Source organism: Sphaerisporangium cinnabarinum (genome assembly GCF_055567015.1).
Window position 1 is genome coordinate 68,326 of record NZ_JBVHRG010000001.1, and the last position, 12,184, is coordinate 80,509.

13 protein-coding genes are annotated in these 12,184 nt (G+C 74.3%); 6 read left to right on the forward strand and 7 right to left on the reverse strand.

The features are described 5' to 3' along the window. Positions 1–14: 14 nt before the first annotated feature. On the reverse strand, positions 15–701 hold the full coding sequence (locus tag ACZ4MO_RS00315) for a YceI family protein (RefSeq protein WP_255437187.1): 687 nt from the start codon (positions 699–701) through the stop codon (positions 15–17). 246 nt (positions 702–947) lie between these two features. Here ACZ4MO_RS00315 and ACZ4MO_RS00320 point away from each other — a divergent pair, with 246 nt between their 5' ends. After that, a complete protein-coding gene (locus tag ACZ4MO_RS00320) occupies positions 948–1,514 on the forward strand; it encodes a COG4315 family predicted lipoprotein (RefSeq protein ID WP_175008862.1) in 567 nt (188 codons plus the stop codon). 75 nt (positions 1,515–1,589) lie between these two features. Here the strand turns inward: ACZ4MO_RS00320 and ACZ4MO_RS00325 are convergent, their stop codons facing one another. The 5 genes from ACZ4MO_RS00325 to ACZ4MO_RS00345 form a co-directional block, all read right to left on the reverse strand. After that, positions 1,590–2,003 (reverse strand): VOC family protein, encoded by a 414-nt coding sequence (locus ACZ4MO_RS00325; RefSeq protein WP_222592385.1) that lies wholly within the window; start codon positions 2,001–2,003, stop codon positions 1,590–1,592. Positions 2,004–2,006: 3 nt separating this feature from the next. Beyond that, positions 2,007–2,789, reverse strand: coding sequence for a deoxyribonuclease IV (locus tag ACZ4MO_RS00330; protein ID WP_175008861.1), 783 nt, complete (start codon positions 2,787–2,789; stop codon positions 2,007–2,009). 43 nt (positions 2,790–2,832) lie between these two features. Continuing rightward, on the reverse strand, positions 2,833–3,078 hold the full coding sequence (locus ACZ4MO_RS00335; protein ID WP_108050762.1) for a hypothetical protein: 246 nt from the start codon (positions 3,076–3,078) through the stop codon (positions 2,833–2,835). A gap of 232 nt (positions 3,079–3,310) precedes the next feature. Then, positions 3,311–4,450, reverse strand: a complete 1,140-nt coding sequence (locus ACZ4MO_RS00340; RefSeq protein ID WP_499278570.1) for an RDD family protein — start codon at positions 4,448–4,450, stop codon at positions 3,311–3,313. Between the two features lie 132 nt (positions 4,451–4,582). Continuing rightward, a complete protein-coding gene (locus ACZ4MO_RS00345; RefSeq protein ID WP_175008859.1) occupies positions 4,583–5,827 on the reverse strand; it encodes an MFS transporter in 1,245 nt (414 codons plus the stop codon). 66 nt (positions 5,828–5,893) lie between these two features. On the opposite strand from ACZ4MO_RS00345, the gene ACZ4MO_RS00350 reads away from it, so the two are divergent. After that, the gene (locus ACZ4MO_RS00350; RefSeq protein WP_175008858.1) at positions 5,894–6,325 is read left to right on the forward strand and encodes a MerR family transcriptional regulator; all 432 of its coding nucleotides are present in this window, start codon (positions 5,894–5,896) and stop codon (positions 6,323–6,325) included. 57 nt (positions 6,326–6,382) lie between these two features. Here the strand turns inward: ACZ4MO_RS00350 and ACZ4MO_RS00355 are convergent, their stop codons facing one another. Beyond that, complete coding sequence (locus ACZ4MO_RS00355; protein WP_053369133.1) at positions 6,383–6,718, reverse strand: YnfA family protein; 336 nt, start codon at positions 6,716–6,718, stop codon at positions 6,383–6,385. An 86-nt stretch (positions 6,719–6,804) separates the two neighbouring features. On the opposite strand from ACZ4MO_RS00355, the gene ACZ4MO_RS00360 reads away from it, so the two are divergent. The 4 genes from ACZ4MO_RS00360 to ACZ4MO_RS00375 all read left to right on the forward strand — a co-directional run bounded on the left by ACZ4MO_RS00360 (position 6,805) and on the right by ACZ4MO_RS00375 (position 12,181). Continuing rightward, the gene (locus tag ACZ4MO_RS00360) at positions 6,805–7,821 is read left to right on the forward strand and encodes a substrate-binding domain-containing protein (RefSeq protein ID WP_175008857.1); all 1,017 of its coding nucleotides are present in this window, start codon (positions 6,805–6,807) and stop codon (positions 7,819–7,821) included. A gap of 280 nt (positions 7,822–8,101) precedes the next feature. Continuing rightward, positions 8,102–10,288 carry an alpha-galactosidase gene (locus ACZ4MO_RS00365; protein ID WP_499278571.1) on the forward strand — a complete coding sequence of 729 codons (2,187 nt, stop codon included), beginning with the start codon at positions 8,102–8,104 and terminating at the stop codon, positions 10,286–10,288. Then, positions 10,285–11,220 (forward strand): ABC transporter permease subunit, encoded by a 936-nt coding sequence (locus ACZ4MO_RS00370; RefSeq protein ID WP_175008856.1) that lies wholly within the window; start codon positions 10,285–10,287, stop codon positions 11,218–11,220. Before ACZ4MO_RS00365 ends, ACZ4MO_RS00370 begins: the two co-directional genes overlap by 4 nt. Positions 11,221–11,227: 7 nt before the next feature. Beyond that, a complete protein-coding gene (locus tag ACZ4MO_RS00375) occupies positions 11,228–12,181 on the forward strand; it encodes a carbohydrate ABC transporter permease (protein WP_021480452.1) in 954 nt (317 codons plus the stop codon). The last annotated feature ends 3 nt before the right edge of the window (positions 12,182–12,184 follow it).

The following is a 12,184-nucleotide window of genomic DNA, read 5'->3' on the forward strand; positions in this document are numbered from 1 at the left end:
CACCTCCCCGTCGGTCACGACCCGGCCGACCGCACGAGGTCGAGGCCGAACTCGACGCTGCCCGCGTCGTCGACCGTGACGAACCCGAGGCTGGGCGCCTCGACGTCGAAGTCGGAGAACGTGATCGGCACGCTCCCGACGACCTGGACGCCGTCGGCGGTCGGGCCCACCTGCGCCTCGACCGTGACGGCCTGCGTCACGCCGTGGATCGTCAGGTCGCCCGCGAGCTCGACGTCGGCCGAGCCGGTGGGCAGGTCCACCGGGCTGGTGAGCTCGAACGTCGCGGTCGGGTACGTCCCGACCTCGAGCGCGTCGCCCCGGAAGTACGCGTCGCGCGGCGGCTCGTCGGTCGCGACGCTCGCCATGTCGACCTCGATCGTCGCCGCGGTGAGCGCGCCGTCCGCGACGGTGAACGTCCCCGTGACCTCCTCGGTCCGGCCGGTCACCGTGACGTCCTCGCCCTGCAGCACCTCGTGCACGCGGTACCCCGCGTACGAGCCGTCCCCGACCGTCCACGCACCGGCCAGGTCGGCGGCGTCGAGCGCGGCGCCGTCGCCCGACGACGCGTCGAGCGTCGGCTCCTCGGCCGCCGCGCGGTTGGACCAGTCCGCGTACAGGCCCGGGCCGAACGCGACGGCTGCACCGCCGAGCACCACGACACCGACCCCGACCCCCACGAGCACCTTCGTCCTCCTGCGCACGTCTGCCCCTTCCGATCATCCTCTGCGACTCCGTCACCTGGGAGACGAGGCAGCGGCCCGATCGGTTCACCCGGATGCGTCGACGGGCGGCCCGGGATCGTCCCGGCGGGCGGGCGGGGCCGTCGGCGGGCGTGCGGCGTCCGGCCCGACGCGCGGGCGCGGGACCGGTGAACCTCGCGGCGCGCCGCGCCGTCGTGAGAGTAGGGGCCGTGCTCGCGACCCCGACCGTCCTTCCGAGGAGTCGACATGCGACGCACCCTGACCACCGGTGTCCCGGCCGCCACCACCTGGGCCGTCACCGCCCTGCTCGCCGCCGCCCTCGCCGGGTGCTCCGGCGGGGGAGGCGGCCTGTACGGGGGAGGTGGCTCCAGCCCGTCGGGATCGGCGTCCGACGGCTCGACCACCGACAGCTCGGCGCGCGGCGGTTCGTCGGGTGCCGCGCTCGGCACGGCGGACTCGTCGCTCGGGACCATCGTGGTCGACGGGCAGGGCATGACCGTCTACTACTACGACAAGGACACGAAGGGCGCGGGCTCGAGCGCGTGCGAGGGCGAGTGCGCCGCGGCGTGGCCCGCCGTCCAAGCGGCGAGCGCGGACCCGGAGGTCGACGGCGTGACCGGCGAGGTCGGCACGATCACCGGGGTCGACGGCGAGCTCCAGGTCACCGTCGACGGCCGCCCGGTCTACACGTACGCGGCCGACACCGGCCCCGGTGACGTCACGGGCCAGGGCGTGAACGGCGTCTGGCACGTCGTGGCGCCGGACGGCACCGAGATCATGGACGCCGCCCCCGCGGCCGGGTCGGGCTACTGACCGGCGCGCCGGCCGACCTCGCGCGGGCTGGTACCGCGGGGTCGGCCGCATGCGTGCCCGGATCGCGCGGGTGGGTCACGGGTGGTCGAGCGGCGGCGAGCTCAGGCAGAACGGGTGGCCCTCCGGGTCGGCGTAGACGCGGAACAGGTCCTCGGGGTGGCCCTCCTCCTCCGGCGTGCCCGTGAGCGGGCGTGCGCCGCACGCGAGCGCGTGCTCGTGCGCCGCGTCGAGGTCGGGGACGTCGAGGTCGACGTGCACGCGCGCCCCGCCGGGCCAGGGCGGCACCTCGGCGTCGGACCGCTGGAACGCGAGGCGCGACGCGCCGCCCGGGACCTGGAGCGAGAGCCAGACGTCGCCCGCCGGGTCCACGGTCTCGTGGCCGGGCGTGTACCCCCAGCCGGTCAGGCGCCGGTAGAACTCCGCGAGCGCGCGCGGGTCGCGCGAGTCGACGGTGACGTTGCGGAGCCGCAGCGGGCGCGGGTCTCCCACGGCTCAGCCGAGCTGCTCGCGCAGCCACGCGACGTCGGCCGGGACGTCGGCGTGCGTCTCGCAGACGACGGACGTGCCCGCCGCGCGCACGACCCCGAGCAGGAGCTCCGGGTCGATCGTCCCGGCCGTGAGGCCCGCGTGGCGGTCGGCGCCGGAGCCCACGGTGTCGCGGCTGTTGTTGAGGTGCACGAGGTCGACGCGGCCGGTGATCGCGCGCACGTCGTCGACCGCGGTCGTGAGGTCGATGCCGCCCGCCCACGCGTGGCACGTGTCGAGGCAGAACCCGACGTTCTCGGCGCCGTCGGCCTGCTGCACGGCCGCCCACAGACCTTCGATCCGGTCGAGGCGGCGGGCCATCGAGAAGTCGCCCCCGGCGGTGTTCTCGATGTACACGGTGACGTCCGTCTGGAGCGCGTCGATCGCCTTGCGCCAGTTGTCGAAGCCCTTCGCCGGGTCCTCCTTCGCGGTGACGTGCCCGCCGTGGACGACGACGCCCGTCGCGCCGACCGCCGCCGCGCCGTCCACGATCTGCTGGAGCAGCTTGCGGCTCGGGATGCGGATGCGGTTGTTGGGGCTCGCGACGTTGATGACGTACGGCGCGTGCACGACGAGCTCGAGGTCCGCCGCCGCGGCGGCGTCCTTCAGGGCCTCCGCACCGCCCGGGAACGTGAACTCCGGTCCCTTCCAGGACTGGGGGTCGCCGAGGAAGATCTGGGCGACGTCCGCGCCGATGCTCGCTGCCTGCGCGACGACGTCCGACTGGTCGAGGTGGGCTCCGATCCGCATGGGGACCAACCTACGCGGCGCCGCCCACGAGCGCGGCCGCTCGTCACCAGCCGGTCGAGCTCTTCCGGATGACGTCGCGGCGCAGGTCGAGCAGCGCCGCGCGGGCGCGCCGACGGCGGTCGGTCGGGTCGACCGTGAGCTCGTCGCCGGGGTTCGCCCGACGGCGCGGCTCGCCGTGGACGTTGAGGTCGGGTGCGGCGCCGTGGTCGGCCGCGCGGTGCACCGCCGTGGTCGGGCCGGCCGACGTCGGGGCGGGCGGGGCGGAGAAGAGCGGGCGGTTGTCCGGCACGGGAGCCTCCTCGGGGACTCCGTCGCGCGGGGCGGCGGAGGGTCGGGACGATGCTGGTGCGCCGGGCTCGCCGCCCGGCGCCCCCTCATCGTGCGACCGCGACGTTTCCCCCGGTCGTCCTGAACGTTTCGGCCATGTTGCGCCCCCACCCCGGCGCCGAGCACGGGGTTCCCGACCGCCAGAGCCGGATTCCGGTCGCCGACCCCGTGCTCGACGGCGGTGGGGGGCCAGGTCAGGAGGGGCCGCGGGCTCCGCACGTGGCGATCGTCTGCGAGCCTTCCTCGCCGTCGACGACCACCGAGGCCTCCCAGCGCCAGGCCTGCGGCAGCAGGTCGACCGTCCCCGCCGGGACGTGGACCGTGCCGAGACCGGAGCCCGGCGACGTGGGCTCGACCGGCTCCCACCCCGGCCCGCTGCCCGGCGTCTCCTCGACGCGGAAGGACGACCGGAACTCGCCCAGCTCGTCGCCCTGCCACGTGGCGAGGCGCAGGACGAGCGCGCCGTCCAGCGGCCTGTCGAGCGTCGCCCCCGCGTCGATGTCGACGGCGAACGCCGCCTCGAGCCCCGGCTCGTTCCCGGCCCACGGGGGGAGGGGGTCCGTCCGGGTGACGCCCCAGCGCGTCACGGTGCCCGGGACCGACCAGCCGGAGACGTCGACGTCGCCGACCGTCAGCGGCGACTCGGCCGCCACCTCCGGCGTGCACGACGTTCTCCCCACGTCCACGCCGCTGTGCGTGGTCGGGCCGAGCATGAAGACGGCGCTGCCCACCGCCGCGAGCGTCGCCGCGCCGGTCACGACGCGCGACGGCGTCGGGCCGCCCACGCCGGTGCCCGGGCCGAGGAACGGGACGGGCGGCCGGACGCGCCGGAGCACGACGGTGCTGCACAGCGAGTCGGCGAACGTGCGGCGCTGCGGGTGCCACAGGGGCCGGAGGAAACCGATGTAGAGCAGCGCGTCGAGGATGTGCGCCACGTCCCGCAGGACGGTACGGACGAGTCCCGCGGGGCGGCCCGTGGCGTCGTGCACGACGACGATCCCCACCGTGCGCTTGCCGGGGGTCGCGCCCGTCCAGGCCTGGAGGGCGAGGAGCGCGGCCGTGGTCCCGAGGGCCCACCACGCCCCGCCGGGCGCCGGTGTCTCCGTGCTCGTGCTGAAGCTGATCGTCGGGACCCAGGCGACCTCGTAGGCCGGCCCCACGGCGAGGAACAGCACCGTCGCGGCGATCGCGGTGTCGAGCAGCGACGCCACGACCCGCCGTGACCAGCTCGCGTAGGGGCCGGGCGCAGGTCCGAGCTCCGGGAGCGCGTCGTCGAGGTTCCCGGCTCCGACGGATTCCGTCGGCCCCCTGCCGGTCGGGGCGTCGATGGCCACGCGCGCATCCTGGCACACCCTGCTCCCGCTGAACACACCCTCTCGCCGAGCACGAGGTTGCCGGCGTTCTCGGCGCGAGAACGCCGGCAACCTCGTGCTCGACGCGGAGCAGCCTCGTGCTCGGCCGTCGTCTCAGCGGAAGGAGTGCGGCCGACCTCGGGCGACGGTCGCGAGCACCGGGACCATGAGCGCGAGGGAGACCCACGGGAGGCCGCCCGGTCCCGCGACGGCGAGCGCCGCGCCGCCGACGGCCCCGCCGAGCGCGACGGACGTGTTCCAGACGGTGACGAGCGCGGACTGCGCGACGTCGGCGCCGTCGCCCGCGGCCCGGGCGGCGGCGGTCGTGTAGAGCGTCCCGGCGCCACCGAACGCGGCGCCCCAGGCGGCGACGGCGAGCACGACGACGACGGTCGACGTCGGGGCGAGGCCGAGCACGAGCATCGCGAGGGCGAAGACGACGACTGACCCGAGGGTGAGGGCGCGCAGGCGGTGGTCGATGAGCGCGCCGACGAGCACGAGCGCCCCGGCGGACGCGGCGCCGAGGACGAGCAGGAGCGCGCTGGTTCGCGAGCCCTGGCCGAGGTGCGCGAGGTGGACCGCGACGTACGTGTAGAGCGACGTGTTGGCGAGCACGTTGAGCCCGGTGACGAGCAGCACGGGCCGCAGCCCGGGACGGGGGAGGACGGCGCGGATCGCGAGCTGTGCGCCGCGCGGGGTGCCTGCCGCGCCGGGGACGCCGAGCCGGATCCAGGCGAGCAGCGCGACCCCGACGACGGAGAGGACGCCGAACGTCCAGCGCCACCCGACGGCGGCGCCCAGCACGGCCCCGGCGGGGACGCCGAGCGTGAGGGCGAGCGGGCCGCCGGCCATGGCGATCGTCATCGCACGGCCGACGCGGTCCGCCGGCACGATCCGGCGCACGTACCCGGGCAGGAGCGCCCACGTCAGACCGGCGACGAGCCCTGCGGCGAAGCGCGCGACGAGCGTCAGCGCGAACGACGACGACACCGCGGTCACGGTGTTGGCGACGACGAACCCCGCGACCGTCACGAGGAGCAGCGTGCGGCGGTCCCACCGCACCGTGGCACGCGTGAGCGGGATCGCGGCGACGATCGCCCCGACGGCGAACGCGGTGACGGTCTGCCCGGCCGCTCCGGCCCCGACGCCGAGGTCGGCGGCCATGGCGGGCAGCACGCCCGCGGGGAGGATCTCGGTGAGCAGCGTGAGGAACCCCGACGCCGCGAGCGCGACGAGCGCGCCGACGGGCAGGACGCCGGGGCTGGGGGTCACCGGGGTCGGCGGGGGTGCCGGAGTGCCGACCGAGGTGGGGCCCGTGACGGCGGCGGGAACGGTGGTGGGTGTGCTCGTCGTGGACATGGGGTTAGCATCGATGTCTGACATTGATGTGAAGGTCAAGCGCCACGACCCGGTGAGGTGGATCACGTGCGAATCGGCGAGCTGTCCCGGCGCACCGGGACCCCGACGCGACTCCTGCGGTACTACGAGGAGCAGGGCCTGTTCACGCCCGAGCGGGCCGAGAACGGCTACCGCGAGTACGGCGAGCACCTCGTCGACCGCGTGCTCCAGATCCGCGGGCTCCTCGAGGTGGGCTTCACGACGAAGATCATCAAGGAGTTCCTGCCCTGCCTCGGCAACGCGCCGGAGATCCACCTGCACAACGCCTACCCGGACAAGATCGCGCTCCTCGAGACCGAGCTCGCGCGCCTGGAGGACCGCATCCGCATCCTCGAGAAGAACCGCGAGGCGATCGCCGACTACCTCGACCGCATCCGCCCGTACGCGCAGCGGCCGGAGGACCGCGTCGCCGGGAGCGCCTCGTCGAGCACGACGTTGCTGTCGTCATCCGCCGGATAGCGACGGCAACGTCGTGCTCGGCGGGGGATGGGCAGGGGTGTGGGCGGGGGGCCTCGGTCACTCGGGGCGCGGGGCATACATGATGACGGCGACGCCGGCGAGGCACAGCAGCGCGCCGGCCACGTCCCAGCGGTCCGGGCGGAAGCCGTCCACGACCATGCCCCACGCGAGCGAGCCGGCGACGAACACCCCGCCGTACGCGGCGAGGATGCGGCCGAAGCTCGCGTCCGGCTGGAGCGTCGCGACGACGCCGTAGAGCCCGAGCGCGACGACGCCCGCCCCGATCCACAGCCAGCCCCGGTGCTCGCGCAGCCCCTGCCACACGAGCCACGCCCCGCCGATCTCGAGCAGCGCGGCGAGCACGAACAGCGGGATCGAGCGCGCGAGGTCCATGCTCGCCAGCGTAGGGGCGTGGGCGCGCACCCGAGGAAGGATCCCGTCGTGCAAACGTAGGTCGGGATTCGGCGTAGCCTTCCGGGGTGACGACTCCCAGACACCAGCCGCCCGTGCTCTCCGACGTGGCTGAGCTCGCCGGGGTGAGCGTCTCGACGGTCTCGCGCGTCCTCACCGGACGCACCCCGGTGAGCCCGCGGCTGCGGGACAAGGTGCAGGCCGCCGTCTCGCAGCTCGGCTACCGCCCCAACGCCGCTGCGCAGACGCTCGTCAGCGGGCGGAGGTCGACGGTCGCGGTGCTCGCGCGCAACACGCTGCGCTACGGCTACGCCGCCACGCTCCAGGGGATCGAGGAGGCGGCGCGCGCCGCGGGCTACGTCGTCTCGATCGCCGTCGTGGAGTCGGAGGCCCCTCGCGACCTGGGCCGGGCGGTCGACCTCGTCCTGTCGCAGTCGCTCGCCGGAGCGATCGTGGTCGAGTTCGACTCGCTCGGCGTGCGCACGCTCGAGGCGCTGCCGGAGGCGCTGCCCGTCGTGGCGGCCGCGGGTGCGCGACGGCGGCAGGGGCCGCGACCGCACGCGTTCCTCGACGACCAGGCCGGCGGCGAGGAGGCGACGCGCTACCTGCTGGGGCTGGGGCACCGCACCGTCCACCACGTCGCGATCCCCGCGACCCGGCCGCGCAGCGGGCGCAGCTGGGGGTGGCGGCGCGCGCTCGAGGCGGCCGGGGTCGAGCGGCCGGACGTGGTCCAGGCGAGCTACGACCCCGACTCCGGCTACGAGGCGGGGCTGCGCCTGGCCGACGACCCCGACGTCACCGCCGTCCTGTGCGGAAACGACGAGCTGGCGATCGGCGTCATGCGGGCGCTGGCCGAGCGCGGGCGCCGCGTCCCGGAGGACGTCAGCGTGGTCGGGTTCGACGACCAGCCGTTCGCGCGCATGTGGAGCCCGCCGCTGACGACGGTCGCCCAGGACTTCGTGGACCTCGGCCGGCGCACCTTCGGGATGCTGGCGCGCTGGGTCGAGACGGGCGAGCCGCCGGAGGACAGCGCGACCCGGCCCACGCTCGTCGTCCGGGAGAGCGCCGCGCCGCCGCGCGTCTGACCCCGCGCCTGACCTCCCGGCGCCTGGTGTCGCGCGTCGGACGCCCCCGCGTGCCTGACGCGCTCCCGTGGCGCTCGGCCCGACGCGCTCGTCCTCGACCGCGGGCCTTGCCTGACGTCTCCGCCCCCGTCCCGGGGCCTCTTCTTCCGCCGCGACCACGGCCGATCGGACGCCGCTCTTCTGACCGACGTTTGCAGAACCTTGGATGTGTGCGCTAACTTCTGACCAACGTTTGCAGAACCCGCACCGGTGCGGGGCGACGAGGGAGTGCGCGTACGTGGTGAGCACAACGATGGCCGAGGACGTCCGGGACGCGGGCGGGACCCCTGTCTGGCCCCGGGTGGTGCGTCTGGCGGCGGCGGGGGCCGCCGTCGTCCTGCTGCTCCCCGAGGACGGTCTCCCCGAGGTCCTGCACTGGGGCTCTGACATCGGCGAGAGCCGGCAGGACCTCGAGGCCCTCGAGCGCGCGACCCGCCCCGTCCTCGCCACGAACGGCGTCGACCAGGGGGTGCGCGTCTCCCTGCTGCCGGAGTCCTGGACCGGCTGGACGGGCACGCCGGGCCTCGCGGGGCACCGCGCGGGCGCGAGCTGGTCGCCCCGGTTCCGCCCGGTCCGGATCGACGTCGACCAACGTCGGGACGGCGGCGCGGTCGTCGTCGAGGCGCGCGACGCGGACGCGGGGCTGCGCCTCGGGCTGGAGCTGGAGATGCTCCCGTCGGGGCTGCTCCGCCTCCGCGGCCGCGTCACCAACGTCGCCGACCGGCCCTACACGCTCGACGGCCTGCGGCTCGCCCTGCCGGTCCCCACGACGGCGGACGAGCTCCTCGACCTCGCCGGTCGCTGGGCCAAGGAGCGGGTCCCGCAGCGCTCCGCCTTCGTCGTCGGCTCCCACGTCCGCGAGGGTCGGCACGGCCGGACCGGCGCGGACGCCGCGACCGTGCTCGTCGCGGGCGAGCCCGGGTTCGGGTTCGACGCCGGGGAGACGTGGGGGGTCCACGTGGCCTTCAGCGGCAACCACGTCGTCTCCGCCGAGCGGACCTTCGACGGGCGTCGGCTCCTCCTCGGGGGCGAGCTGCTGCTCCCCGGCGAGGTCGAGCTCGCCCCGGAGGAGTCGTACACGGGCCCCTGGCTCTACGCGAGCCACGCGGACGGTCTCGACGCGCTCGCCGCGCGGTTCCACGACCACCTCCGCGCACGACCCGGCCACCCGCGCACCCCGCGACCGGTCGTCATGAACGTGTGGGAGGCCGTGTACTTCGACCACGACCTCGACCGCCTCAAGGGGCTCGCCGACCTCGCCGCCGAGGTGGGGACCGAGCGGTTCGTCCTCGACGACGGCTGGTTCGGCGGGCGTCGGGACGACGCCACGGGCCTCGGCGACTGGACCGTGTCCGACGACGTCTGGGGAGACGGGCGCTTCGCCGACCTCGTCCGGCACGTCAAGCGGCGCGGGATGGAGTTCGGCCTCTGGTTCGAGCCCGAGATGGTGAACCTCGACTCCGACCTCGCCAGGCGGCACCCCGAGTGGATCCTCCAGGTGGAGGGACGGCTCCCCGTCGAGGCGCGGCACCAGCAGGTGCTCGACCTCTCGCACCCGGGCGCGTACGAGCACGTGCTCTCGAGCATCGTCGCGATCGTCCGCGAGCACGGTGTCGACTTCATCAAGTGGGACCACAACCGCGACCTCGTCGACGCGGGCTCGACGCGCACCGGTCGTGCAGGGGTCCACGAGCAGACCCTCGCGACGTACCGCCTCCTGGACGAGGTCCGCGAACGGTGCCCGGGGCTCGAGATCGAGTCCTGCTCGTCCGGCGGAGCGCGCGTCGACCTCGAGATCCTCGAGCGGACCGACCGGGTCTGGGCGTCGGACTGCATCGACGCCCACGAGCGGCAGCAGATCCAGCGCTGGACGGCGCAGCTCCTCCCGCCCGAGCTGGTCGGCAGCCACGTGGGGGCCGACCGGGCGCACACGACCGGGCGCCGGCTCGACCTGTCGTTCCGCGCGGCCACGGCGCTCTTCGGCCACTTCGGGATCGAGTGGGACCTCTCGGAGGCCACGGAGGCGGAGCGGCGCGAGCTCGCCGACTGGGTGGAGCACTACAAGCAGGTGCGCCACCTCGTGCACACGGGCCGGGTCGTGCGCCGGTCGCTGGAGGGGGGAGACCTGTGGCTGCACGGCGCCGTGAGCCCGGACCGCACGGAGGCGCTGTACGGGCTCACGCTGCGCGAGCGCCACGTGACGTGGCCCGCGGGGCGCGTGCAGCTCCCCGGTCTCGACCCCGACGCGACCTACGTCGTCCGCCCGTCCGGGCCGTCGATGGTCCGCGCCGACGACCCGCGGTCGGCGCCCGCGTGGTGGGCGGGCGGGCTCCGGCTGAGCGGAGCGGCCCTCGGGTCCGTCGGGCTGAGCGTCCCCGCGCTCGACCCGGACCAGGCGGTGCTGATCCACGTGGAGGTGGAACGATGACCACGCAGGCGACGGGTCCACGGCGGACGACCGCCCCTCCGACGGCGCGACGACGGTCGCAGGAGCTGCGGAACCTGCCGGCGGCCCTGCTGTTCGTGCTGCCTGCCGGGATCGGGTTCGTCGTCTTCTTCCTGTGGCCGGCGCTCCGGGGGATCTGGCTGAGCCTCACCGACTCGACCGCCTTCAACACCGGCGGGTTCGTGGGGCTCGAGAACTACCAGCGGATGGTCGCGGACCCGGTCTTCTGGAACGCCTTCAAGGTGACCGTCTGGTACGTGCTGCTCAACATCGGCCTCCAGACGGTGCTCGCGGTCGTGGTGGCGGTGCTCATGCACCGGCTCACGCGGTCCTTGGTGGTCCGCGGCATCATCCTCACGCCGTACCTCGTGTCCAACGTCGTCGCGGCGATGCTCTTCCTCATGCTGCTCGACTACCAGCTCGGCTTCGTCAACGAGCTGGTCGAGTCGCTCGGCGGCGACCGCATCATGTTCTTCGGCGACCAGTCGCTCGTGATCCCGACGATCGCCCTCGTCAACGTGTGGCGCCATCTCGGCTACACGGCGCTCCTGCTGTTCGCGGGACTCCAGACGATCCCCGAGAACCTCTACGAGGCGGGCCGCGTCGACGGCGCGTCCGAGCTGCGCATGTTCCGGTCGATCACGATGCCGCTGCTGCGCCCGTACCTGGGTCTCGTGCTCATCGTCACGATGATCGGCTCGTTCCAGGTGTTCGACACCGTCTCCGTCGCGACCCAGGGCGGGCCGGCGAACGCCTCGAACGTCATCCAGTACTACATCTACGAGGTCGCCTTCAGCCGCGGGTACGACTTCGGGTACGCGTCGGCCATGTCGGTCGCGCTGCTCGTGGTGCTCGCCGCGATCGCGATCGTCCAGTTCCGGCTCACCCGGGCGAACCAGAACGACATGGCGTGAGGTACCGATGACCACCACAGCTCCCGCTCCCGTCGCCACGCCGACCGGACCCGCCCATCCCGAGCCGGCACCCCGCCGGCGCCGACGTCGCACCACGCCGGGCCGGGTCCTCGGCTGGGTCGTGCTCGCGCTCCTCCTGGTCGTGACGCTCTTCCCCTTCTACTGGATGCTCCGCACCGCGTTGTCCACGAACGCCGCGCTGCCGGGAGGAGCGGCCGACCCGCTGCCGGTCGGGTTCAGCGGGGAGGGCTTCCGCCGCGCGCTCGGGCTCGCCACGGCACAGGAGTCGCTCGCGGACGGCGGGTCCGGCGCCTCGATGGACTTCCCGCGCTACCTGCTGAACTCGGTCGTGGTCGCGACGCTCGTCACCGTGTGCCAGGTGTTCTTCTCGGCGATGGCGGCGTACGCGTTCGCGCGGCTGCGCTGGCCGGGGCGCGACGCCGTCTACGCGGTCTTCCTCGCCGGCCTGATGGTCCCGACCATCTTCACGCTGCTGCCGAACTTCCTGCTCGTGCGCGACCTCGGTCTGCTCGACACGCTGCCCGGCATCGCTCTCCCCACGATGCTCATGACGCCGTTCGCCGTGTTCTTCCTCCGCCAGTTCTTCGCCGGGATCAGCTTCGAGATCGAGGAGGCGGCGAAGCTCGACGGCGCCGGCCGGTTCCGGACGTTCTTCACCATCGTGCTGCCCATGGCGTCGCCCGCCGTGGTCACGCTCGCGGTCCTCACGTACATCACGGCCTGGAATGACTACCTGTGGCCTCTGCTCGTGAGCCAGTCCGACGACTCACGAGTCCTGACCCTCGCGCTCGGGATCTTCCGGGCGCAGTCCCCCCAGGCGTCCCCGGACTGGGCGGGGCTCATGGCGGCGACGCTGCTCGCGGCGCTGCCGATGCTCCTGCTCTTCCTCGCCTTCGCGAAGAGGATCGTCAACTCGATCGGCTTCACCGGGATCAAGTAGCCG

What these genes read in the sequence shown, in the direction of transcription:
- ACZ4MO_RS00320 (WP_175008862.1), top strand. Translation starts at nt 948, where the DNA reads ATGCGACGCACCCTGACCACCGGTGTCCCGGCCGCCACCACCTGGGCC.
- ACZ4MO_RS00330 (WP_175008861.1), bottom strand. Translation starts at nt 2,789, where the DNA reads ATGCGGATCGGAGCCCACCTCGACCAGTCGGACGTCGTCGCGCAGGCA.
- ACZ4MO_RS00345 (WP_175008859.1), bottom strand. Translation starts at nt 5,827, where the DNA reads ATGTCCACGACGAGCACACCCACCACCGTTCCCGCCGCCGTCACGGGC.
- ACZ4MO_RS00355 (WP_053369133.1), bottom strand. Translation starts at nt 6,718, where the DNA reads ATGGACCTCGCGCGCTCGATCCCGCTGTTCGTGCTCGCCGCGCTGCTC.
- ACZ4MO_RS00370 (WP_175008856.1), top strand. Translation starts at nt 10,285, where the DNA reads ATGACCACGCAGGCGACGGGTCCACGGCGGACGACCGCCCCTCCGACG.
- ACZ4MO_RS00375 (WP_021480452.1), top strand. Translation starts at nt 11,228, where the DNA reads ATGACCACCACAGCTCCCGCTCCCGTCGCCACGCCGACCGGACCCGCC.